The organism is Anaerocolumna aminovalerica (genome assembly GCF_900115365.1).
Lineage (GTDB): Bacteria > Bacillota > Clostridia > Lachnospirales > Lachnospiraceae > Anaerocolumna > Anaerocolumna aminovalerica.
Genome location: NZ_FOWD01000006.1, coordinates 35,980 through 58,816, shown reverse-complemented (window position 1 = coordinate 58,816; position 22,837 = coordinate 35,980). Strand labels below are relative to the sequence as shown.

19 protein-coding genes and 1 other annotated feature (1 of these 20 cut by a window edge) are annotated in these 22,837 nt (G+C 35.9%); of the genes, 16 read left to right on the top strand and 3 right to left on the bottom strand.

Annotation, left to right across the window (positions count from 1 at the left end; all coding sequences use genetic code 11):
- Nucleotides 1-133, top strand: a binding site (T-box leader) (it extends 71 nt beyond the left edge of the window).
- A 154-nt stretch (nt 134-287) separates the two neighbouring features.
- The 5 genes from thrS to rplT all read left to right on the top strand — a co-directional run bounded on the left by thrS (nt 288) and on the right by rplT (nt 5,680).
- Complete coding sequence (thrS, locus tag BM183_RS05045; protein WP_091684939.1) at nt 288-2,240, top strand: threonine--tRNA ligase; 1,953 nt, start codon at nt 288-290, stop codon at nt 2,238-2,240.
- Between the two features lie 240 nt (nt 2,241-2,480).
- Nucleotides 2,481-4,070, top strand: coding sequence for a peptide chain release factor 3 (locus BM183_RS05040; RefSeq protein ID WP_091684937.1), 1,590 nt, complete (start codon nt 2,481-2,483; stop codon nt 4,068-4,070).
- Between the two features lie 389 nt (nt 4,071-4,459).
- Nucleotides 4,460-4,954: a translation initiation factor IF-3 gene (gene infC / locus BM183_RS05035; protein WP_091684935.1), complete on the top strand. Its 495-nt coding sequence runs from the start codon at nt 4,460-4,462 to the stop codon at nt 4,952-4,954.
- Between the two features lie 142 nt (nt 4,955-5,096).
- On the top strand, nt 5,097-5,294 hold the full coding sequence (gene rpmI, locus BM183_RS05030) for a 50S ribosomal protein L35 (RefSeq protein WP_091684934.1): 198 nt from the start codon (nt 5,097-5,099) through the stop codon (nt 5,292-5,294).
- Nucleotides 5,295-5,323: 29 nt separating this feature from the next.
- Nucleotides 5,324-5,680 (top strand): 50S ribosomal protein L20, encoded by a 357-nt coding sequence (rplT, locus tag BM183_RS05025; protein WP_091684932.1) that lies wholly within the window; start codon nt 5,324-5,326, stop codon nt 5,678-5,680.
- Between the two features lie 121 nt (nt 5,681-5,801).
- Here the strand turns inward: rplT and BM183_RS05020 are convergent, their stop codons facing one another.
- Complete coding sequence (locus tag BM183_RS05020) at nt 5,802-6,815, bottom strand: LacI family DNA-binding transcriptional regulator (protein WP_091684930.1); 1,014 nt, start codon at nt 6,813-6,815, stop codon at nt 5,802-5,804.
- A 291-nt stretch (nt 6,816-7,106) separates the two neighbouring features.
- Between BM183_RS05020 and BM183_RS05015 the strand changes: the two genes are divergently transcribed.
- The 9 genes from BM183_RS05015 (at nt 7,107) to BM183_RS04975 (ending at nt 17,247) form a co-directional block, all read left to right on the top strand.
- On the top strand, nt 7,107-7,319 hold the full coding sequence (locus tag BM183_RS05015) for a hypothetical protein (RefSeq protein WP_091684928.1): 213 nt from the start codon (nt 7,107-7,109) through the stop codon (nt 7,317-7,319).
- A 14-nt stretch (nt 7,320-7,333) separates the two neighbouring features.
- Complete coding sequence (locus tag BM183_RS05010; protein ID WP_091684926.1) at nt 7,334-8,668, top strand: DUF4832 domain-containing protein; 1,335 nt, start codon at nt 7,334-7,336, stop codon at nt 8,666-8,668.
- A gap of 4 nt (nt 8,669-8,672) precedes the next feature.
- Entirely contained in the window at nt 8,673-9,959 is a 1,287-nt protein-coding gene (locus tag BM183_RS05005) for an acyltransferase domain-containing protein (RefSeq protein WP_091684924.1), read from the top strand.
- Nucleotides 9,960-9,967: 8 nt separating this feature from the next.
- Nucleotides 9,968-11,080 (top strand): DUF4832 domain-containing protein, encoded by a 1,113-nt coding sequence (locus tag BM183_RS05000; protein ID WP_091684923.1) that lies wholly within the window; start codon nt 9,968-9,970, stop codon nt 11,078-11,080.
- Nucleotides 11,081-11,104: 24 nt separating this feature from the next.
- Entirely contained in the window at nt 11,105-12,409 is a 1,305-nt protein-coding gene (locus tag BM183_RS04995; protein ID WP_091684921.1) for an MFS transporter, read from the top strand.
- 35 nt (nt 12,410-12,444) lie between these two features.
- Nucleotides 12,445-13,710, top strand: a complete 1,266-nt coding sequence (locus BM183_RS04990) for a Gfo/Idh/MocA family protein (protein WP_091684920.1) — start codon at nt 12,445-12,447, stop codon at nt 13,708-13,710.
- A 161-nt stretch (nt 13,711-13,871) separates the two neighbouring features.
- Nucleotides 13,872-14,834, top strand: coding sequence for an ABC transporter permease (locus tag BM183_RS04985; protein ID WP_091684918.1), 963 nt, complete (start codon nt 13,872-13,874; stop codon nt 14,832-14,834).
- Nucleotides 14,834-15,727, top strand: a complete 894-nt coding sequence (locus BM183_RS04980; protein WP_091684917.1) for a carbohydrate ABC transporter permease — start codon at nt 14,834-14,836, stop codon at nt 15,725-15,727. The genes BM183_RS04985 and BM183_RS04980 overlap by 1 nt, the downstream gene beginning before the upstream one ends.
- A 56-nt stretch (nt 15,728-15,783) precedes the next feature.
- Nucleotides 15,784-17,247 (top strand): extracellular solute-binding protein, encoded by a 1,464-nt coding sequence (locus BM183_RS04975; RefSeq protein WP_091684915.1) that lies wholly within the window; start codon nt 15,784-15,786, stop codon nt 17,245-17,247.
- A 73-nt stretch (nt 17,248-17,320) separates the two neighbouring features.
- Here the strand turns inward: BM183_RS04975 and BM183_RS20485 are convergent, their stop codons facing one another.
- Together BM183_RS20485 and BM183_RS04970 are read right to left on the bottom strand one after the other, a co-directional pair.
- Entirely contained in the window at nt 17,321-17,494 is a 174-nt protein-coding gene (locus tag BM183_RS20485) for a type II toxin-antitoxin system antitoxin (protein ID WP_139221482.1), read from the bottom strand.
- A gap of 99 nt (nt 17,495-17,593) precedes the next feature.
- Nucleotides 17,594-18,637: an SPFH domain-containing protein gene (locus BM183_RS04970; protein WP_170847893.1), complete on the bottom strand. Its 1,044-nt coding sequence runs from the start codon at nt 18,635-18,637 to the stop codon at nt 17,594-17,596.
- Nucleotides 18,638-19,054: 417 nt separating this feature from the next.
- Here BM183_RS04970 and BM183_RS04965 point away from each other — a divergent pair, with 417 nt between their 5' ends.
- The gene (locus tag BM183_RS04965; RefSeq protein WP_242960867.1) at nt 19,055-20,743 is read left to right on the top strand and encodes an ABC transporter ATP-binding protein; all 1,689 of its coding nucleotides are present in this window, start codon (nt 19,055-19,057) and stop codon (nt 20,741-20,743) included.
- Between the two features lie 17 nt (nt 20,744-20,760).
- A complete protein-coding gene (locus tag BM183_RS04960; protein WP_091684911.1) occupies nt 20,761-22,554 on the top strand; it encodes an ABC transporter ATP-binding protein in 1,794 nt (597 codons plus the stop codon).
- Nucleotides 22,555-22,837 lie beyond the last annotated feature (283 nt).

Sequence of the window (22,837 nt, the reverse complement as noted above, 5' to 3'; positions counted from 1 at the left end):
ATAGGAATCATCTGAAGACTACCTCTGAGTGGCCCTAATCCGGTCCGTTGATTACGTTACAATCAGAAAGAAGCGGGTAATGATACATTACCAATGAGGGTGGAACCGCGAGTGAATAGTACTCGTCCCTTTCGATTTACTGGATAGTAATTCGAAAGAGACGTTTTTTTTATCTTTTTTTTCGAATGAATCCAGAAAATGAGAACAGTTGTTAGAATGAAATTCTTACAACCAGAGATTTGTGCTACCCACAAATCTCCAGAATTTGAAAGGAGAATGGTTATATTATGAAGATTACATTAAAAGATGGATCAGTAAAAGAGTATGCAAACAGTATGTCCGTTATAGATATAGCAAAGGACATTAGTGAAGGTCTTGCAAGAATGGCATGTGCCGGTGAAGTAAACGGTGAAGTGGTGGATTTAAGAACCGTAGTTGATAAAGATTGTGAATTAAATATATTAACCTTTAATGAGGACGCAGGTAAAGGGGCATATAGACATACTGCTTCACATGTATTGGCAGAGGCAGTAAAAAGATTGTATCCCCATGCCAAACTGGCAATCGGGCCATCTATTGATACCGGTTTCTACTATGATTTTGATGTAGAACCATTTGACAGAGAGGCACTTGATAAACTGGAAAAAGAAATGAAAAAGATTATCAAAGAAGGCGCTGAACTGGAGAAATTTACTCTTCCTAGAGCAGAAGCGATTCAATTTATGAAAGATAGAGATGAACCATACAAGGTTGAATTAATTGAAGACCTACCGGAAGATTCTGTTATTTCTTTCTACAAACAAGGGGATTTTGTTGACTTATGTGCCGGTCCTCACCTAATGAGCACAAAGAATATTAAAGCCATAAAATTAATATCTTCCTCCGGTGCTTACTGGAGAGGAAGCGAAAAGAATAAGATGCTTACCAGAGTATATGGTACTGCCTTTACTAAGAATGCAGATTTGGATGCCTATTTAGCTCATTTGGAAGATGTTAAAAAGCGTGACCATAATAAACTTGGGCGTGAGATGGAGATTTTTACAACTGTAGATGTAATAGGCCAGGGCTTACCTCTTATTATGCCAAATGGTACAAAGATTCTCCAAACTCTGCAAAGATGGATTGAGGATGAGGAAGAAAAAAGAGGTTATGTAAGAACAAAGACTCCGTTTATGGCCAAAAGTGACTTATATAAAATCTCCGGACACTGGGATCATTATAAGGAAGGCATGTTTGTACTTGGTGATGAAGAAGTGGATAAGGAAGTATTTGCTCTTCGCCCTATGACTTGTCCTTTCCAATACTATGTATATAAATCAGCCCAAAGATCCTACAGAGATCTGCCTCTTCGCTATGGTGAAACTTCTACACTTTTTAGAAATGAAGATTCCGGCGAAATGCACGGATTAACTCGTGTACGCCAGTTTACTATTTCTGAAGGCCACTTAATTGTAAGACCGGATCAAATGGATGAAGAATTTAAAGGTTGTCTTGACCTTGCCAGATATTGCTTAAAGACATTAGGCCTTGAAGAAGATGTAACTTACCGTTTATCCAAATGGGATCCAAACAATAAAGAAAAATATATCGGTACCGAAGAAGTATGGGAAGAAACTCAGGGAAGAATCAGAAAAATATTAATAGACCTTGAGATTCCTTTTACAGAAGAAGAAGGGGAAGCTGCCTTTTATGGCCCTAAAGTAGATATACAGGCTAAGAATGTATATGGAAAAGAAGATACCATGATTACCATTCAATGGGATGCATTAATTGCAGAACAGTTTGATATGTATTACATTGACCAGAATGGTGATAAAGTCCGCCCTTATGTTATTCATAGAACCAGTATGGGCTGCTATGAAAGAACCCTTGCCTGGTTAATTGAAAAATATGCCGGATTATTCCCAACCTGGCTATGCCCTGAACAGGTAAGAGTACTTCCTATTTCTGAGAAATATCATGATTATGCGAAGAAAATAGAGAGCCAGCTAAAAGATAACGGAATTCATTGCAGTGTTGATGAACGTGCAGAAAAAATCGGGTATAAAATCCGTGAAACAAGACTTGACCGAGTTCCTTATATGTTAGTAGTAGGACAAAAAGAAGAGGAAGAGGGCTTAGTATCTGTAAGAAGCCGTTACCTTGGAGATGAAGGACAAAAACCTTTAGATACTTTCATAAATGATATCTGCAAAGAAATAAGAACAAAAGAGATTAAAAAAATTGAAGTAGAACAATAATGACTTATGAAAAGGGATATTGTAAAGTGATTTTACAATATCCCTTTTTAAGTCATAATATACAATTACAAATCCTTGACAAATATCATGTATATATTATATGATTAAGTAGTTTTGAAAAAAATAATATTGGTTAGAATATAGATTAATTTCACAAGTAATATACCAAGGCATTCTATGGGAAAGATTATACCGGCAGTATATTATCCCTTGTGACAGATTTAGTTTGGAGGATTCATTTTGGCTGATTATACGAAGGAAATAGAAAAAAGAAGGACATTTGCAATTATATCTCACCCGGATGCCGGTAAGACGACCTTAACTGAAAAACTGTTACTTTATGGCGGAGCTATAAACCTTGCAGGTTCTGTAAAAGCGAAGAAGACGGCAAAACATGCTGTTTCTGACTGGATGGAAATAGAAAAACAACGTGGTATTTCGGTTACTTCTTCCGTTATGCAATTTAATTATGGAGATTATTGTATTAACATACTGGATACCCCGGGACACCAGGATTTCTCGGAAGATACTTACCGTACTTTAATGGCAGCGGATTCTGCAGTGATGGTTATTGATGCTTCTAAAGGTGTTGAAGCACAAACAAAGAAATTATTTAAAGTATGCGTAATGCGTAATATCCCAATATTTACGTTTATTAATAAGATGGACCGTGAAGCAAGAGACACCTTTGAATTATTAGATGAAATAGAAACAGTTCTTGGTATTCAGACCTGCCCAATCAATTGGCCTATTGGATCCGGTAAGAATTTTAAAGGTGTCTATGACAGAGAAACCAAACATATCTCCCGGTTTTTTGCAGCTAATAATGGACAAAAAACGGTAGATACCATAGAGGTTGAATTAGGAGATGAAGAGCTGGATACTCTCATTGGAAAAGAAAATCATGCAATTCTTGCAGATGAAATTGAATTACTTGACGGTGCCAGCAGTGAATTTGATTTGGGCTTAGTGCGTGAAGGCAAATTATCGCCGGTGTTTTTTGGTTCTGCCTTAACTAATTTTGGTGTAGAAACATTTTTAAAGCATTTTCTCAATATGACTACCACACCACTGTCCAGAAGGTCCAATGAAGGCCTGATTGACCCGGTTAAGAATGAGTTTTCTGCTTTTGTATTCAAAATTCAGGCAAACATGAACAAAGCCCATAGAGACCGTGTTGCATTTATGAGAATTTGCTCCGGTAAATTTGAAGCAGGAATGGAAGTAAATCATATTCAGGGCGGAAAGAAGATGCGGTTATCTCAGCCTCAGCAGTTAATGGCCCAGGAGAGAAAAATCATAGAAGAAGCCTATGCAGGAGATATTATTGGTGTATTTGATCCCGGTATATTCTCAATTGGTGATACTATCTGTATGCCGGATCAAAAGTTTGCGTATGAAGGTATTCCAACTTTCTCACCAGAACATTTTGCAAAAGTACGCCAGGTAGATACCATGAAAAGAAAGCAATTCTTAAAAGGTATCACCCAGATTGCTCAGGAAGGTGCTATTCAGATTTTTCAGGAATTTAATACAGGTATGGAAGAAATCATAGTTGGAGTAGTTGGTGTTCTTCAATTTGACGTATTAAAATTTAGGCTGGAATCCGAATATGGAGTGGAAATCCGCTTAGAGAATCTTGCTTTTGAGCATATCAGGTGGATTGAAAATAAAGGAATTGACGTAAGTAAGCTAAGTGTTACATCTGATACTAAGAAGGTAAGGGATATGAAAGGTAATCCGCTGTTACTATTTGTTCACAGCTGGAGCATACAGACGGTTTTAGATAGAAATAAAGAATTGAAATTATCTGAATTCGGAAGAGAGTAGGAAGCTACTTCCTCTCTTCCGATTCTGACTGAGAGAAACGTATAATAAGTTAAAAGTTTTTATTGACATTTAACTTATTATATGATAGACTATAAAAGCTTGTAAATCCTTAGTTGAATAATTAAGGATGAACGATAACAACAAAGCAGAGTATCCACTCTCACCTCAGCACTTAGTTGTGACTTTGGTTAATATTTCTGGATTATGGAATTTAAGCTGCAAACATGGCATGTTTGTGTGCCGCTGAATTTCGTGAGCGCTTACTGATGAATTCGGTAAGATTGATCCGGTTGAAACGTGGATGGACTTTGCTATCCACTTTTTTTATGCCAAGTAACATAATGATTTAAGATTCAAACCTATGGAGGTGTACAACTATTAGCGATTTAATGATTAATGAGCAGATTAGAGACAAAGAAATCCGTTTAATTGGAGAAGACGGCGAGCAATTAGGAATTATGTCATCCAAAGACGCCCTAAAACTTGCAAAAGACGCAAATCTTGATTTAGTAAAGATTGCTCCCACAGCAAAACCACCAGTGTGCAAAATTATTGACTACGGTAAGTACAGATATGAAGTAGCCAGAAAAGAAAAAGAGGCTAAGAAGAAGCAAAAGGTTACAGATGTAAAAGAGATTCGTCTGTCTCCGAATATCGATGCAAACGATCTTAATACGAAAGCTAACCAAGCTAGAAAGTTTATCACAAAAGGTGATAAAGTTAAAGTTGCTCTTCGTTTCCGTGGTAGAGAAATGGCACATATAACATCCAGTAGACAGATTTTAGACGATTTCTATTCAAAGCTTGAGGATGTTGCAGTCGTTGAGAAGCCAGCAAAATTAGAAGGTAGAAACATGATTATGTTTTTAACTGAAAAACGTTAGTAACATTTCGCAATCTCAATCATAGTGACTCTATGATTTGTATTGAAAAATGTCATAAATAATATAAATAAGACAATTGGACAACCTGGCGGAATCCGCATATGGGGAGATTTAATTGTATCATGATTAAGGAGGACATATTATGCCTAAGATTAAAACAAACAGATCAGCAGCAAAGCGTTTCAAAAAAACAGGTACAGGACAATTAAAGAGAATGAAAGCTTATAAAAGCCATATCTTAACTAAAAAATCTACTAAGAGAAAGAGAAATCTTAGAAAGGCAACTTTAGTTGGGGCAACAAAAGTAAAGAACATGAAGAAGATTATGCCATATCTATAAGATATTGGTGATAAGGAGGGAAATAGAACATGGCAAGAATTAAAGGCGGAATGAACGCAAAGAAAAAACATAATAAAGTATTAAAGCTGGCTAAAGGCTATAGAGGAGCCAGATCCAAACAATATAGAGTAGCAAAACAATCCGTAATGAGAGCATTAGCAACTTCTTTCTCTGGTAGAAAAGAAAGAAAGAGACAATTCAGACAATTATGGATCGCAAGAATCAATGCTGCTGCCAGAATGAACGGACTTTCATACAGCAAATTTATGTACGGTTTAAAAGTTGCTGGAGTAGAAGTGAACAGAAAAATGTTATCTGACATGGCTATTAACGATCCTGCAGGCTTCGCTTCTTTAGCTGAGGTTGCAAAATCTAAGATAGCTTAATTGGTTGTTCCAATAGATTAAAATAAAATAGTGCAATGGATTTGTAATCGGTTGCAGTTAAAATATTAGGCTTACTTCATGAATAAACTATTTATAGTTTCCCTGAAGTAAGCCTTTCTTGTTATGTAGAGCTTCTAACTATTAATTTGGTTGGTAAAATTACCTTTTTGGGAAGAAGCTCATTGCCATTTATTCGGTCTAATAATAAATCAACGGCCACCATTCCTATTTCAAATGTAGGAACTTCCATAGTTGTTAAGGGTGGATTTGAATATTTAGAAACTTCAATATTTGAGAGTCCGATTATAGCAACTTGGTCCGGAACGGATATTTTGTTATTGTATAAACAATTAAGGGCGGCCATTGCCATTAAATCACTTGCAGCAAAAAAAGCATCGGGATAATTACCAGTCTCACATAAATGATTTACTTTCTCTGTACAAATATCTTCATCCCACATACAATCGATAATCCAGTCAGGATTTACAGACAATCCTTCTGCATGCATGGTAGCGTAGTAACCTTTATAACGTTGACTTTCTTTAATATTACCTTTTCTACCGCTTCCACCAATAAATCCAATCTTCTTATGACCTCTTTCAATTAAGTGTTTAACAGCCAAAGTTGCGATGTTGTAATGGTCATACCCCACATTATCAATTTCTTCCCTCTCAGTGTCAATACCAACAATATTAGGAACCTGATTACGGATAAATTCATAGGTTTCTTCATCTAATGTTTCCATTAGTATTAAACCGCTTATAGATTCATTAAAAGTGCCGAATAAAGTCTTCTTATCTTCTAATTCAGCTCCTGTTCTAATAAATGCTATGTCATATCCTTTACTGGACAATCTGTCTTCAATTCCAGATAATATGGACATAAAATAGGGGTCGTTAAATTTTTTCTTTGTAACACTTAGAATGCAGCCGATTTTAATATTGGTTTTGTTGTCAGTATTTGATGTCTGATTTTTCCCGCTGGTATTCACTTTATAATTCAATTGATGAATGGCTTTCCAGACTCTGGCCCGGGTTTCATCTGTCATTTTATAAGTGGTGTCATTGTTGATTACTCTGGATACTGATGCAATAGAAACGTTAGCTAATTTTGCAACATCTCTTATAGTACTCATAGAAAGGATCCCCTCCTTATTTAATTTAATATCTTTTGTTTCGCGATATTTACGTAATATATATAATACAATTTAAATCATTACATGTCAAGAATAACTAATAATATATTGAAATAAAAAATATATTGTGAAAAATATACGGATTATTATTTACAAATGAAATATTCAATGCTATAATAACTATAAATTTTAGTAAACAAACGTAACAAATCAACGTAAACAATAAAAAATTATGCGTAAACCATCTATTTTCTAAAAAATGTACTAATATAGTTTTAGGAAAGGAAAGTCATGAAAGAGGTTCATTGTGCTATATGCAGCAAAAAAGTAATAAATGATGAAGTTGCTATGAACTTAAAAGTACTTGGAAAGCAAATTGGTATCATACGCTGTTATGATTGTCTGGCTGCCGTGATGAACTGCAGTACGGCTAAGCTGACAGAACTATCTGAATACTATAAAAGTTCAGGATGCAATCTTTTTAAAGTAAATTACCTGCAGTAAGGATGGAGAAGATTATGAATAAGAAAAATACCATATACCCAACGATAATTGATACGGCAATTATAAATCCGGGCATTGGCTTTATAGCTGCCCCTGAATTGATGGGAAGTAAGGAAAAAGTTTACGACAATCGGGGCAATGAGGTTGAAAAATATAAGTTTACAGAGGATAGTAGAACTTATAATCACCCGGACAGTAAAGTATATTTTTGCAGCGTGGGCTGGAGGCAGATAGAGCGTGAAAAAGGTTTATATGATTGGAAGCTGCTAGAAGATAAATTAGAATATGCAAAATCTTTAGGGTGTACAGCAGTGGTTAGATGTTCTCCTTATGCCTTAAATGAAGAAGAGGATATACCTGGCTGGTTTCGAAAAGAATGCCCCCACGAACCGGAATTCCCTTTTTGGAGGGTGGATCCTAACACTACTCCCTACATAGAATATTGGTCAAATTTTATTAGAGACTTTGCAAAACATTTCGATGGGAATCCAATTATCAGTTCCGTTGACATGACAATCGTAGGAGCATGGGGAGAAGGAGGAGGAACGGAATTCTTAGATGAGGAGGCAATTAAAAAGGTTACAGATGCCTATTTGGATGGATTTAAAATTACACCTCTTCAAGCACTTTTACATGATCCCTTATCTGTTAAGATTATTAAGGAACGTAAAGCAAAGGTTGGTTTTCGAGTAGACTGTCTGGGGGATATGGGTGGATTCCATGGTGAGAAGTGGTCTCATATGCTGGACTTTTACCCTCAGAATATTCAAAACTTTAATATGGGTTCTGCCTGGGAAAAGGCACCTGTTTTATTTGAAGCATGCTGGCATATGAATGATTGGTATTATCAGGGATGGGATATTGATTATATTATTAAGGAATCGTTAAAATGGCATATATCCTCATTTAACAGCAAAGGCACTACCGTTCCGGAACCTTGGAAAGAAAAAGTAGAGGGCTGGATTCAGAAAATGGGGTACCGTTTTGAACTTAGGAAGTTTACTTATGACAGCCTGATAAAAAAAGGACAATATATTCATATCAGCGGCTTATGGGCTAATGTAGGAGTTGCACCTGTTTATAATCCCTATACTCTTGTAGTCAGGCTGGTTGGGGAGAAGGGAGTACATACTTTTAAAAGCAGGGAAGATATTCGTGGGTGGCTGCCGGACATGGACATTCTCTGGGAAGAAAGCTTTTTAATTCCCGATAATGTATTGGAAGGTACCTATAATTTAGAAATTGGAATTGAAACAGGTGTAGATAAAATAGGAAATATAAAACTTGCCATTGCAGGAGAAAAGAACGGTTATTACCAAATGGGTAAAATTTTAATAGAAAGGGACTAACACCATGAATCAAAAATTAGAGTATAAGGCTTGTATCGATTATTGTAAGTTTGATCAATTGCCAAAAGGAATTGAAGAAAAGTATGCAACCTATGAACCAGATAACAGTGAAATCTTAATTCACAGGGACTTTTTATATGGAATATGGAATCAGTATAATATTCCTGAAGACAAGAGAGAACTTCTGTTATCTGCCTTGGAAGAAATAGAAAAGGATTCTGTGCTATTCTATTTTACTAAATTTTTGGTAGATGATATGTGCTCTGCACGTAACCGTTGTGATGAAGATTTTTATACCAATCTTACTCCCGGTTGTATGAAAAAGCATGGTGACTTATATTCCTTCTTGTTGTTGCTTTCCTGTGTAGTACCTTCTATAAAACAAATGGAGAACAGAGGAATACCAAAAGAGTATTATGAGAAGATACCTCATCAACCTTTAAAGAATCAATTAGAGAAATTGGTAAAGAGCAATGATACTAAAGTAAGTGATTTTCCATGGGACATGAATTTTTATACTTGCTCTATATTCTTGCTTGACCGGTTTTTCTTTATACCATACCGTTTTGAAGATAATTTCACTATGTTTCGTAATAAGATTTCACAAAGAGTAATTGCCTTAAGACATGCTGGGGAAGAATTCCGCAGGGACGGACAAAGAGATGGAATTAATGATGTATTTGACAAGAAGGGTAAGTTTGCTACCATATGGGATGAAAATGAGGACTTTATTACCGCAAATAGAATTAACCCAATGGGATTTGTAGAAAAGGAAACAACTACAATTAATAAAAGTGAATGGGATACGGTACTGGAAAAGGGAGATACGGTTTTAGCTTTTCATATTCCTTCAGGACCCGGTTACACGCCGGACAGGGTAAGAAACTCAATGGAACTGGCAATTGAGTTTTATCAAGAGTATTTTCCGGAACTAACTATAAAGGGATTTTGGAGTGAAAGCTGGTTGTATGATACCAGATTGTCATTAATACTAAATGAAAGCAGCAATATTGTTCAGGTACAAAGACAATTTTATAATTATCCTATTTTTGAAGGAGACAGCATGCTCAGGTATGAAACCTTTGGAGACTGGAAGGCAGATCCTGACAGTATTTTGTTAAAGACATCCTTGCAAAAAGCAGCCGCGGAATACATAAAAAGCGGAAGAAGATTCAATACCTTAAGTATGGTAGTTCTAAAAGAAGATGCTAACAAAGTAGGAAGTATGCCATATATAACCAATGAAGACATGAGACGATTTAAAGAAATAGTAGACAGTCATCTGCAATAGGAGGGGATATGGGAATTTATTCACTTGAGAATTATGAGAAGTATAAAACCAAAACAATTCGTTTAAAGCCAGAAAGTAAGGCACCATCTAATTTTGGAACGGGCCAGATTCATTATGTAAAACTTCCATGGGCTTCCTTAGAACCACACCGGGGTGAATTTAATTTAGAATTAATTAATAGAGAAATGGAGAATGTAAAGAATCCGATTCTGGTGCTGATTCCTGATATTCCCTTATGGGTAGATAACCATAAGTCAGATTCCTTTACCTCCTTTATAAGAAGGGTTGGAAGTTTCATAGGAGGAGATAGGAAATTGGTTGGTGTTGTGATTTCAACAATAAATAACAGCCAGGCAGAATGGGATGGGTATATAGAATCTTTTGATAAAACAACGATTTTCGCTGATTTAGATAACAAGGAGTTGATCAGTTATTTAAAAGATAATAATAAAGACTTTGGATTATTGGTAAAGTGCAATGAAAAGAATTGGATAGAATGCTGCGAAGGATTTGCAAAACAAAACCTTCAACATGTATGGAAGAAGAACCCGGTGTTGATACATATAACGGATGATGTTTGTGGACCTAATATAAGCAGAGAAATCTATAGATGGCATGGAGGACTCTCAAATAAACAATTAGATTTGGGATATAACGTAACTATAAGAAGGGTTACTTATCCGGAGGCAGTTTCAAGCAAGGGCGCATTACCCATTCGGCTTTGGCTTGTGAATATGGGAACTGCAAGGATTTATCAGCCCTTTATAATAAAATTACTAATAAAACCCCAGGACCTACAGCTGTACAGTGAAAAGAATTCTTATGAATTGACCTTGAAAGGCAGTACAGAATCATGGTCGGTAGGTGATATTACTCATAATGAGGTTCTCCAATTACCGGATATTGAATCTGGGGTTTATACCATATCCATAGGACTTTTTTTATTAGATAACACTCCTATACAACTTAATAATGAAAATACTCCATTGAATGGATTTTACCAGATTGGGACGGTTTGTATTGATGATAAGAAGCGAAATGAGCTTTTTAACATCTGGGATACCTATTATCCGGAAGGATATTATCCCTTAGAGGATCCCCAGGTTCCGGAAGAAGAATAAATCCCAGGATATTAAAGGACACTTATGTATACTAAATTAAAAAGGATATTTAGGCAGATATATTTTAACAGTAATGAACTAACAGAAGAGGAATATAAAAGGGGACAGAAGAAGTTAATTCTTTCCGGGTTAACAGCTAACATGATTAGCTTATTAACAACAGGAACCTTTTTAGTGGGTTATTTAAGTTATTTAGGAGCATCGGAAAGATACATTGCCATAATAGGTGCAATTCCCCAGTTAGGTTGTATATTACAGATGTTTTCGCCTTATATTTTTGAGAAATTAAAACATAGAAAACTGCTAATTTGTATTTGCTGCTTTCTGTTTCGGTTTTCAGTGGGAACCATCATCTTTGTACCTTATGTATTACACAAAAAAGTTTCTCAGCTTATGGTGATCATGATAATTTATTCTTTTGCATATCTGGCGGCAGGTTTTGTTACACCAGGGCTTAACAACTGGAATATGAGTATAACTCCTGTACGGGGAAGAGGCAGGTTTCTTGCAATCAAAGATATTACATCTATGTTTGGAGTTGCAGCAGCTTCGTTAATGATAGGCCGGATGTTGGATTACTATAAGGTAAATAATAAATATTTAACAGGTTTTACTATTATATTTCTTCTTGCATTAGTAATATCCATACTGGATTTTATGCTCCTATCCGGTATAGGGGAACCGATTAATATACAGCAGGTACATAATAGTTCCTTATTTCAAATGATTAGCAGACCCTTAAAGGATCTACATTTTCGTAAAGTTATCTTTTTTTTGAGCATATGGTATTTTGCAGTCCATTTTTCGGTTTCATTTATTTCTATATATATGGTTAATTCTCTTGAATTAAGTTACTCTTTTATCTCAGTGGTTGGAGTATTAGGGAATATTTTTGGAATGGTATCTATTTATTTGTGGGGGAGTTTGGCAGATAAAACCTCATGGAATTTTTTATTAAAAACCAGTGGAATTATAATTGCATTTTGCTATATGGGTTGGGCTTTTGTTACCGTAAACAATGCTTTGATTTTAGTTCCTGTTTTTCAAATACTATTAACAGGAAGTAATGGAGCATTTAACATGGCAGCGGTTAATATTCAGTATGCCTATGGGCCGGAGTCGGGTAAAACCGCATATTTAGGAGTGACCCAATCTATCGCTTATGTTACCGGATTTTTTGGAGGAATTTTGGGGGCAGCTGCTTCTCAACTACTTAAGAATCTTAGAATAGAGTGGAAGGTAGTTTCCATAGGAAACATACAAATATTATTTTTAATTACAAGTCTTATTTTATTTACAGCATTAGGAAGTATTAAGATAAAGAAATAAAACGCAGGCGCTAAAACGCCGGAATCGAGGTTAAAGTGAAATTAGGTTTAATAGGTGCAGGACAAAGAGGCATGATTTATGCAGAGTATGCCTATAACAGTAAAAGAGCGGACATTATTGCAGTAGTAGAACCGGATGATAAGAGAAGAAAGGCGGCAGCAGATAAGTTTAATATACCATTAGAAAGACAGTTTAAATCAGTAAAAGAATTTTATCAATTAGGGAAAATATGTGATGCAATTATTATTGCATCTATGGATAGAGACCATTATGAACAGACTATGGACGGATTGGAGCTGGGCTATGATATTCTTTTAGAAAAGCCAATTTCCCCAAGTCCTTTGGAATGTGTAAAAATACAGGAAAAAGCCCATGAAAAGAAATGCCATGTTATAGTTTGCCATGTACTTCGTTACACAAACTTTTTTGCAGAAATTAAGAAGATTATAGACAGCAATGAATTAGGTAAGGTAGTAACCATTCAGCATAATGAAAATGTTGGTAATTACCACATTGCCCATTCTTTTGTAAGAGGAAACTGGAGAAGAAGCGACCTGGCCAGCCCTTTGATTATGCAAAAGTCATGTCATGATATGGATATTCTAACTTGGCTGGTGAACAGTAATGCAAAACGAATTTCATCTTATGGAGATTTGAGGTATTTTAAAGAAGAAAATGCGCCAAAGGATAGTTCGGACAGATGCCTGACCTGTAAAGCAGCAAAAGAATGCCGTTTTGATGTGAGAAAAGCTTATCTGCCGGTAATAGGACAATGGCCGGCTACGGTAATAAGTCAGGATCAGACAGAGGAAGGACTGTTAAAGGCATTGGAGACCAGTCCTTACGGACGTTGTGTATACCGCTGTGATAATGATGTATGCGATAACCAGGTATCCCTTATTGAATTTGAAAATGGTGTAACTGTAAGCTTTAACTTAAGTGGATTTACTAACAGGATGTGCCGGACCATCAAAATAATGTGTGAGAATGGAGAAATAAGAGGGGATGATGGACTAAATATTATTGAAGTGACTCATTTTGCCCCCAATGCAGTAGGAGGTTATGAACAAAGGGTCATTCATCCGGGCTCAGTGGAAGGTGGACATGGAGGCGGTGATACCGGTTTGATGGAGGACTTTTTAGATATGCTGGAAAGTAAGGGTGAGGACAGCAGGTCATCCATTGACAGATCCGTAGAGAGCCACATTATGGCATATGCAGCGGAAGAAGCAAGAGTTACCGGCAAAACCATTGAAATACAAGGATTTAAAGAACAACTGAAAGATGCTGTTTTAAAATAAGAGGAAGCAAAATAATAGGGTGGTAATAGGTTTTATGGTTATTAAATGGTGCAAAGCACCGGAATCGAGGTTAGGTTGAAAAACAAATTTTTCAACCGGCAATTTGCGGGCACAAATTGCTTGTTATTAAATGGTGCTAAAGCACCGGAATCGAGGTTAATATGAATTTGGCTGCTGAAAAGTCATTGAATGGAGGCCGAAATAGAAGAAAAGACGGACTTCTCTATGAGTTAAAGAAAAACAGAATTTTGTATTTAATGTGTGTACCTGCTTTAATCGTATTAATTCTATTTTGCTACATACCTTTTGGCGGAGTTTGGATGGCATTTACAGATTTTAATGTAGTGGATGGTATCTTTGGAAGTAAATTTGTTGGGCTGGAGAATTTTAAATTTTTCTTCTCAAAAAACAGTATGGGTTGGAGAGTTACTTATAATACTTTGGTAATTAACTTTTTTGGTATTATACTTGGAACTATCGTCCCCATTACTATAGCTATTTTTCTAAATGAGATTAGAAATAAGTCTTACAAAAAGATTACCCAAAGTATGATGTTTTTTCCTTATTTTCTTTCCTGGGTGGTAGTAGGTGCAATTATATACGGAATATTCTCTACAGATGTGGGTGTTGCTAATAATTTATTAAGTTTTTTTGGTAAGAACTCTGTAAGCTGGTATGCAGAACCTAAGTACTGGAAAGCAATCATTATTATAGCTAACGTATGGAAATGGAGCGGCTATAATTCCATTATTTATATGGCTGCAATGTCTAGTTTTGATGGAAGCTTGTATGAAGCAGCTAAAGTTGACGGTGCCAATAAGTTCCAGCGTATCTTTTATTTAACAATTCCTATGTTAAAACCTACCGTTGTAGTTCTTACACTAATGAGTATCGGGCGAATTTTCTATGGTGATTTCGGAATGATCTATGGTATTGTTGGCAACAATCCGGTTTTAATTGATGAGGTTACCGTAATTGATACCTATGTTTATCAGACAATGAGAACTTTAGGATTCTCGTATTCTACAGCAATAGGATTGTTCCAGTCTTTAATGGGCTTAATACTAGTAACATTTGCAAACAAGGCCGCTAAGAAAGTAAATGAAGGAGAGGGGCTGTTCTAATGAATAAAAATAAACTGTTTACAGATAAATTAGTGACGATTATCGCGTATTGCTTTATTGGATTGTTCGCAGTTATATGCTTATATCCGTTAATCTTAACCATAAGTGTTTCCTTTTCATCAGAACAGGAAATAGCAAGAAAGGGTTATTCCATTCTTCCCTTAGGCTTTACTTTTGATACCTATAAGTACATATTTATCAACAGCGGTACTAAAATTTTAAAGTCTTATGGAGTGACTATATTTATTACGGTAGTAGGTACAGTAGGAGCTATGCTGATTACCAGTATGCTGGCATTTGCTATCTCAATAAAGAAATTAAAATATAGAAATGTTATTGCATTTATTTGTAATTTTACAATTATTTTTTCTGCGGGGCTTATACCCTGGTATATGGTGTGCGTTAATTTCTACGGATTGAAGAACAATATTTTGGCATTAATCCTGCCTTCTATTTTTAGTGTCTGGAATATGTTTTTAATGCGTACATACTTTTCCAGTATACCATCGTCCCTTTATGAGGCAGCAGAAATTGATGGAGCGAATTATTTTACCATATTTATAAAGATGGCAATGCCTCTAAGTAAGACCGCCATATTAACAGTGGGCTTAATGTATGCATTACAATATTGGAATGATTGGTGGCATTCTTTGATCTTTATTAATGATAAAAATCTGTTCCCATTACAGTATTATCTATACAGCATATTGTCCAATGTTAATGCAATTAGTTCCGGACGTGTACCGGCCGGGGCAGCAGGGGGAATAACGTTACCGGCAGAAACCGTTAAGATGGCCGTAACGGTAATAACCATAGGACCTATCATCTTTCTATACCCCTTTGTTCAAAAGTACTTTGTTCATGGTGTTATGACAGGGGCCGTGAAGGAATAACCTTGTGTATTATGCCGCAAAGGCATTTTATAAAAAATATAAAGGAGGATATTTTTATGAAATTAAAAAAATTACTTATTTTATTAGCAGTAATGATGTTAGCGGCTTCGCTGTTAGCAGGCTGTGGCAAAAAAGGGGGAAATGCAAAAGGAGACCTGGAAACTCTTACTATTTTATATCCCGGAGAAACAAGTGACAGGATGTCTGAATTCCTTAAAAATGAATTCGCTGAAAAGATGGCAGCAGATCTTGGGTTAAAGGTTGAAGTTACCTTTGTGCCTTGGGCTCAGTATTGGGAGCAAAAAGATATTATGTTAGCTGCTAATGAACCAATAGACCTTTATTGGGATGGACTTCCTGATCTTGCAGCAATGGTAAATAAGAAACAAAGTATGGCATTGGATGATTTGATTAATGAATATGGAAAAGATATGCTTAAGGTTTTACCGGAACAACAGCTTCAAGGTGCAACCATTGACGGTAAAATATATGGTATTCCATCTGCCTATGCACCATCCTCTGCTATGTTCCAATTAGTATGTGTCCGTCAGGATATATTAGAAGCAGTTGGAATGACAGAAATCAAAACTGCTGAGGATTTAAAAGAATTTGCAAAAAAGGTTAAGGAACAATTTCCTGAAATGAAAGGGCCAGCTGACGTAATCTTTAAGCCTTTAACCAGATACTTTACAGAGGAGCAATATAACTGGATTGCTGCAGAAGACTTAGTGGTATTTGGTGAAGATACGAAAAAGGCATATAGTTATTTTGAGACAGAAGCATTTCAGAAACTTTCTAAGTATAACCAAAGTATGTATGATGAAGGATTGTATACGGAGGATTTAACAATCAAATACAATGAAAGAGACTCCCGCATGCAGACCGGCTTATATCTATGGGTAGAGGGCTCTTTAGGTAAGGAAATGGAAATCATTAATACTGTTAAAGCCAATGCTCCGGATGCCAAATTAAAAAGTTACCTTCTGGCACCGGAAAAGCCCCGTTATATTACATCAACAGGGGGAGAGGTATTATGTATCCCTGTAACTGCACCTAATCCGGAAGGGGCAATGAAGTTCATTAATTGGCTTTATTCTTCACAAGAAAATTATTTATTCGCATTATATGGGGTTGAAGGAAGAGATTACGAAATTGTTGATGGAAGAATTAATAAGATTTCCTCAAATGAGTTCTTCTATGAATGGATGTTCAGAAATCAAAATTATCAATTATTTGCTCCGGATGTAGAACAGGAAAACATTGATAGTTATACAAAATGGGATAATGAAGCTATTGTATCAGATTCTTTAGGTTTCCGTTTTAATAATGAGAATGTAAAAGAAATAGAAACTGCCCTTAGAGAAGTAGCTGGTAAAGATTTAGCTGCTGTCCGTTCCGGTTTTGTAGATTTTGAAACGGAATATCCAAAGGCAATTAAAAAATTAAAAGATGCAGGTATTGATGAATATGTAGCAGAAGTACAGCGTCAGTTAGATGAATACTTAGCTAATAAAAAGTAAAAGACGAAAAGTATTTATTAAGGCATAACGTGTAAATAATCCCTGTTCCGAATAGAGGAACAGGGATTATTATTTAATCTTTTTTATTTTTTTTGCGTTGTTTTACGCATTCATTTAATAAGTACTCAATCTGCCCGTTAATGGAACGAAAATCATCCTCCGCCCAAGCGGCTAATTCCTGCCATAAGGAAGATGATAATCGTAATAAGAGCTGCTTTTTTTCCTTATCCTTTTCTTTATTTTCCATTTATCATCATCCCAATCTTCATATATTGTACAAAGCATTTATTTTTTACGATTATCTTTTATTCCTGTCTTTTTGATATTGTTGCAATATTTATATTATCTAATACAAGGAACCGCTGTTTACTACGGGCTGAGGATCTTTATTTCCGCAAAGTACAACCAGTAAATTACTAACCATGGCAGCCTTACGTTCCTCATCCAAATCTACAATATGCTTTTGATTTAACTGTTCTAATGCCATATCCACCATACCTACGGCACCTTCCACAATTAATTGTCTTGCAGCAACAATGGCAGATGCCTGCTGTTTCTGCAACATTGCAGATGCAATCTCAGGTGCATAGGACAGATTTGTGATTCTTGCTTCTGCAATTTCAAGTCCTGCAATGTTGACTCTGGACTGAATTTCTTCTTTTAATCTTTCAGCAACTTCCAAGCTGCTTCCTCTTAAGGATTTTTCTTCGTCATTATCAAAAGAATCATAAGGATATAAGCGAACGATATCCCGAAGAGCAGAATCCGTTTGTATGGATAAGAATTCATTGTAATTGTCTACATTAAAGACTGCTTTTGCTGTATTTACAATCTTCCATATTACGACTACTCCAATTATAATTGGATTCCCTAGCTGATCATTGATCTTTTGCTTTTCGTTATTTAGAGTCATTGCTTTTAAGGATATTTTCTTGCTTGTAAATTGTACTGTGGAAATATTAACAGAGATTTTATCTTTTGCTGCTGCATCATTTGCTGAGCCAAAGGAACCGGAGGATGCGGTTTTGGAAGCAGGATTTACGGCAACACAGAATGGATTTACGAAGAAGAAGCCTTCGCCCCTTAGTGTTCCGTGATATTTACCGAATAAAGTTAAGACAAGAGCTTCATTTGGCTTTAGTACTTTTAGTCCGGCATATAAAACAGGGCCAATTATAAAGGAATAAAGAATTCCTCCAGTCATAAGTAATGCTCCAAGAAACACATTTCCACCGCCATTGGATAACAGAACGATACCATAGATGAATCCTGCAATTCCTAACAGTATCAGTAAACTGTTTACTATCAGTGCGGATAGTCCGCTTTTCGCCTTTAAATGAATCTCTTCGTAATTCATTGAGTTTTCTAAATTTTTATAGTTGTTTGACATATTTAAGACCCCTTTCTTGTATGAACTAATATTTAATACCACTATAGTTTTAAATAGTATTAAATATTAAAGAGATATCAAAATGATATCAATACCATATTATACTATTTATGCTTAATGTGTCAATATATATCTATAAGAAAATAGTGAACTGCATACAGTCCCCGTCCATACAGTTCCTTGAGCTTCGGCGTGATTCGTACAGGAATACCTGTATATAGGATCAGATAATATAACAGAGCTCTGGCTTGCTAAACTTGACGGTTACTTTTACCAATGATAGAATAATTATGGTATTTTATTAAGGTTCATTGTAAATAAGAGTTTTTAAAATCTCACTGCTTTAAGTTTTAATGTAGGTTTCGAAAAATTAAATTGGTGAAAAGCCAGGTCTGGGAGGTTTTTGCTTTGAACAAAGTGATTGCATATTTAAAACCCTATAGGAATTCTATGTTATATGGGCTTTTTATTAAAGTTATTGGAACATTTTTGGATCTAGGACTTCCATGGGTGCTAGCATATATTATAGACGAAGTAATTCCGTTTAAGAAAATTTCTTATATTTTGCTATGGGGAGTTGTTATGATACTGCTTTCTGTTGGGGCAAGAACCTTTAATATCAAAGCAAACCGCAATGCTTCCAAAGTAGCTAAAGATACCGTAAAAACTTTAAGACATGATCTGTATAAAAAAATTCAAAGCTTATCCGGTGCTCAAATCGATTATTTTACAATACCTTCTTTAGGATCCAGATTAACAACGGATACTTATAATATTCACAGTATGATTAGTATGATGCAGAGGCTTGGAGTGAGATCACCTATTTTACTACTTGGAGGAATCGTGATCACCAGTACCTTAGAACCTGTATTGACATTAGTTCTTGCGGGTATTTTTCCCTTTCTTATTTTAGTTGTATTCTACATATCCAAAAAAGGCATTCCTCTTTATATTCAGGTACAATCCTCCGCAGACCGTTTGGTACGGGTAGTAAGAGAGAATATCAGCGGTATTCGTGTGATTAAAGCATTATCTAAAACTCCCTATGAAAAAGAACGTTTTAAAAAGGTGAACAGGGAGGTTGTCAACAAAGAATTGAAAGCTGGTATTACTATGGCTGTTACTGACCCCATAATGAATCTGCTTTTGAATTTAGGACTTACCCTGGTGATTGTTATCGGCGCTTACCGGGTAAACAGCGGTAGTTCAGAACCGGGTAAGATAGTTGCTTTCTTATCTTATTTTACACTAATGCTAAATGGCGTTATTGGTATCACCAGAATATTTGTAATCTACTCTAAGGCCAGTGCTTCCGCAGCCCGTATAGAGGAAGTGTTAGTTATAGAAGATGACTTAAAGGAAATGAATATAGAGCCGGTTCAGACAGAGTATCATATTGAATTTCGTGGGGTATCTTTCACTTATACGAGAGAACCTTGTATAGAAGACATCAGCTTTGCCCTAAAACGGGGAGAGACCCTTGGTATCATAGGCTCAACCGGTTCCGGAAAAACTACATTGATTAACCTGTTAATGCGCTTTTATGACGTTTCGGAGGGAAGTATTCTTATAAATGGAAGAGATGTAAGAAACTATAACAAGCAGGAACTTCGTAAAAAGTTTGGTGTAGCCTTTCAAAATGATGTATTATTTGCAGACACCATCTATGAAAACATAAAGCTGGGAAGAAATCTGTCCAGGGAACAGGTAAAGACTGCTCTTACACATGCTCAGGCTGACTCTTTTATTCAGGAACTGGAGGGAAAACTTGACTTTAAATTGTCCATTAAGGGAAGTAATTTAAGTGGCGGTCAAAAACAAAGATTATTGATTGCAAGAGCATTAGCCGGAAATCCGGAGATATTAATTTTAGATGATTCCTCCAGTGCATTGGATTATAAAACAGATTCACTGCTTCGAAAAGCAATCAGAGAACAGTATCATGATACAACCAGCATTATTATTGCCCAGAGAATCAGTTCCATTATGAAACTGGATCATATTCTTGTGGTTGAGGAGGGGAAGATGGCTGGCTATGGAACACATGAAACCTTGTTAGAAACCTGTGAGGTATATCAGGAAATCTATCATTCACAAATGATGTAAGAAAGGTGGGAATAAACATGGCTGTAAATCCAGGACCGTCAAAAAGGGGAGTCAGCACAAAAAATGATAGACCAAGGGATACCAAATATGTTTTAAAACGTCTCTGGCCTTATATATATCATTATAAATGGTTATTAGCCCTGGCAATTATCTTAACTCTTGCCGGCAATGTGTTTGCCCTCTTAGGACCTATGTTATCCGGTTATGCAATTGATGCCATTGAGCTGGGCAAAGGAAGGGTAGCTATAAATAAGGTTTTATATTTTGCAGGATGGATGATTGGGTTTTACATTATTTCCTCTTTCTTTGCATATCTGCGTTCCATATTGATGATTCATTTAAGCCAAAAAATTATCTATAAGATGAGAGAAGATGTATTTACCAAATTGATAGAATTACCAATTGGATATTTTGACAGGAATCAGGCGGGAGATATTATCAGTAGAATATCTTACGATATTGATACCATTAATACTTCCCTTTCTACAGACATTGTACAAATAGTTGCCAGTATAATGATTGTAATAGGCTCTTTTATTATGATGTTAATTATATCGCCGGTGCTGGTATGGGTAATGTTGATTACCATACCTCTATCTCTGTTATATACCAGGTTTATGTCCAAAAAGGTACGTCCCCTTTTCCGAAAGCGCTCGGCTAAATTAGGAGAGCTGAATGGCTTTACAGAGGAAATGGTATCCGGATTAAAGACCATAGAAGCTTATGCTTCCGAAGATGCTGTTATGGAAGGTTTTGATGCTATAAATGAGGAAACTACAGAAGCATATTATCAAGCTGAATTTTACGGCAGTACCATGGGACCGACAGTTAACTTTATTAATAATATTTCCTTATCTTTTATTACTGTGGTTGGTGCAATATTTTATCTTAAGGGAAATATGTCACTTGGTAATATATCTTCTTTTATACAATACAGCCGTAAGTTCTCCGGCCCTATTAGTGAAACAGCCAATATTATCAGTGAACTTCAGTCTGCGGCAGCTGCTGCAGAGAGAGTATTTAAGCTTATGGATGAAGCACCGGAAGTGTTGGATAAGGAGGGAGCGAAAGAATTAGAAAAAGTAGAGGGAGAAGTGGATTTGAAAGATGTTACCTTTGGTTATATACCCGAGAAGGTTATCTTTGAAAAACTAAATCTCACAGCAAAACCTGGTAGTTTGACAGCCATTGTAGGACCTACGGGAGCTGGAAAAACTACGGTTATAAATCTTCTTATGCGTTTTTATGATATATGGGATGGAAAGATTCTGATTGATGAAAATGAAACAAGAGACCTGACAAGAAAAAGCCTTCGAAAGTCTTTTGCCATGGTATTACAGGATACCTGGCTATTTCGGGGAACTATCTTTGATAATATAGCTTACGGTAAAGAAAATGCCACCATGGAAGAAGTAGTTAAGGCGGCCCAAATGGCAGGAATTCATTCTTTTATTAAACGTCTTCCTGAAGGGTATCATACCATAATCAGTGAGGATGGCTTTAATATATCAAAGGGGCAGAAACAGCTGCTTACTATTGCCAGGGCCATGCTGCTGGATGCCAAAATGTTGATCCTGGATGAGGCAACTTCTAATGTAGATACAAGAACGGAAGTAAAGATACAAAGAGCAATGGTTAAACTTATGGAAAATAAAACTTGCTTCGTTATTGCCCACCGTCTATCCACCATTCAAGGTGCCGATACCATATTAGTAGTGAATGAGGGGAAAGTAGTGGAGCAGGGAAAGCATAAAGAATTGATGGAGAGGAAAGGGTTCTACTATAAGTTGTATCAGTCCCAATTTGAATAATATTTTAAAAAATGCACCTATGGGGAGTAAAAACATAGGTGTTTTCTTTTATATAAGAACATATCACAAAATTTTTATCCTTTTACAAAGTCTTTCCCAAACTTCTTTTACCGGAACTTCAACTGTGCCGTTTTTAGGATTGCTTTCAACATAAGCATATTAGTAAGAGAATTTGAAAAATTATTTTTAGTATATTCACAAATGTTATTTCTGTATGGTATTATTGATTAAACTCCTTAATTGCATGGTGAAAATGACGAAAAGATAATGGATATACTCTCAC

What these genes read in the sequence shown, in the direction of transcription:
- thrS (WP_091684939.1), top strand. Translation starts at nt 288, where the DNA reads ATGAAGATTACATTAAAAGATGGATCAGTAAAAGAGTATGCAAACAGT.
- infC (WP_091684935.1), top strand. Translation starts at nt 4,460, where the DNA reads ATGATTAATGAGCAGATTAGAGACAAAGAAATCCGTTTAATTGGAGAA.
- rpmI (WP_091684934.1), top strand. Translation starts at nt 5,097, where the DNA reads ATGCCTAAGATTAAAACAAACAGATCAGCAGCAAAGCGTTTCAAAAAA.
- rplT (WP_091684932.1), top strand. Translation starts at nt 5,324, where the DNA reads ATGGCAAGAATTAAAGGCGGAATGAACGCAAAGAAAAAACATAATAAA.
- BM183_RS05020 (WP_091684930.1), bottom strand. Translation starts at nt 6,815, where the DNA reads ATGAGTACTATAAGAGATGTTGCAAAATTAGCTAACGTTTCTATTGCA.
- BM183_RS05015 (WP_091684928.1), top strand. Translation starts at nt 7,107, where the DNA reads ATGAAAGAGGTTCATTGTGCTATATGCAGCAAAAAAGTAATAAATGAT.
- BM183_RS05010 (WP_091684926.1), top strand. Translation starts at nt 7,334, where the DNA reads ATGAATAAGAAAAATACCATATACCCAACGATAATTGATACGGCAATT.
- BM183_RS05005 (WP_091684924.1), top strand. Translation starts at nt 8,673, where the DNA reads ATGAATCAAAAATTAGAGTATAAGGCTTGTATCGATTATTGTAAGTTT.
- BM183_RS05000 (WP_091684923.1), top strand. Translation starts at nt 9,968, where the DNA reads ATGGGAATTTATTCACTTGAGAATTATGAGAAGTATAAAACCAAAACA.
- BM183_RS04995 (WP_091684921.1), top strand. Translation starts at nt 11,105, where the DNA reads ATGTATACTAAATTAAAAAGGATATTTAGGCAGATATATTTTAACAGT.
- BM183_RS04985 (WP_091684918.1), top strand. Translation starts at nt 13,872, where the DNA reads ATGAATTTGGCTGCTGAAAAGTCATTGAATGGAGGCCGAAATAGAAGA.
- BM183_RS04980 (WP_091684917.1), top strand. Translation starts at nt 14,834, where the DNA reads ATGAATAAAAATAAACTGTTTACAGATAAATTAGTGACGATTATCGCG.
- BM183_RS04975 (WP_091684915.1), top strand. Translation starts at nt 15,784, where the DNA reads ATGAAATTAAAAAAATTACTTATTTTATTAGCAGTAATGATGTTAGCG.
- BM183_RS20485 (WP_139221482.1), bottom strand. Translation starts at nt 17,494, where the DNA reads ATGGAAAATAAAGAAAAGGATAAGGAAAAAAAGCAGCTCTTATTACGA.
- BM183_RS04970 (WP_170847893.1), bottom strand. Translation starts at nt 18,637, where the DNA reads ATGTCAAACAACTATAAAAATTTAGAAAACTCAATGAATTACGAAGAG.
- BM183_RS04960 (WP_091684911.1), top strand. Translation starts at nt 20,761, where the DNA reads ATGGCTGTAAATCCAGGACCGTCAAAAAGGGGAGTCAGCACAAAAAAT.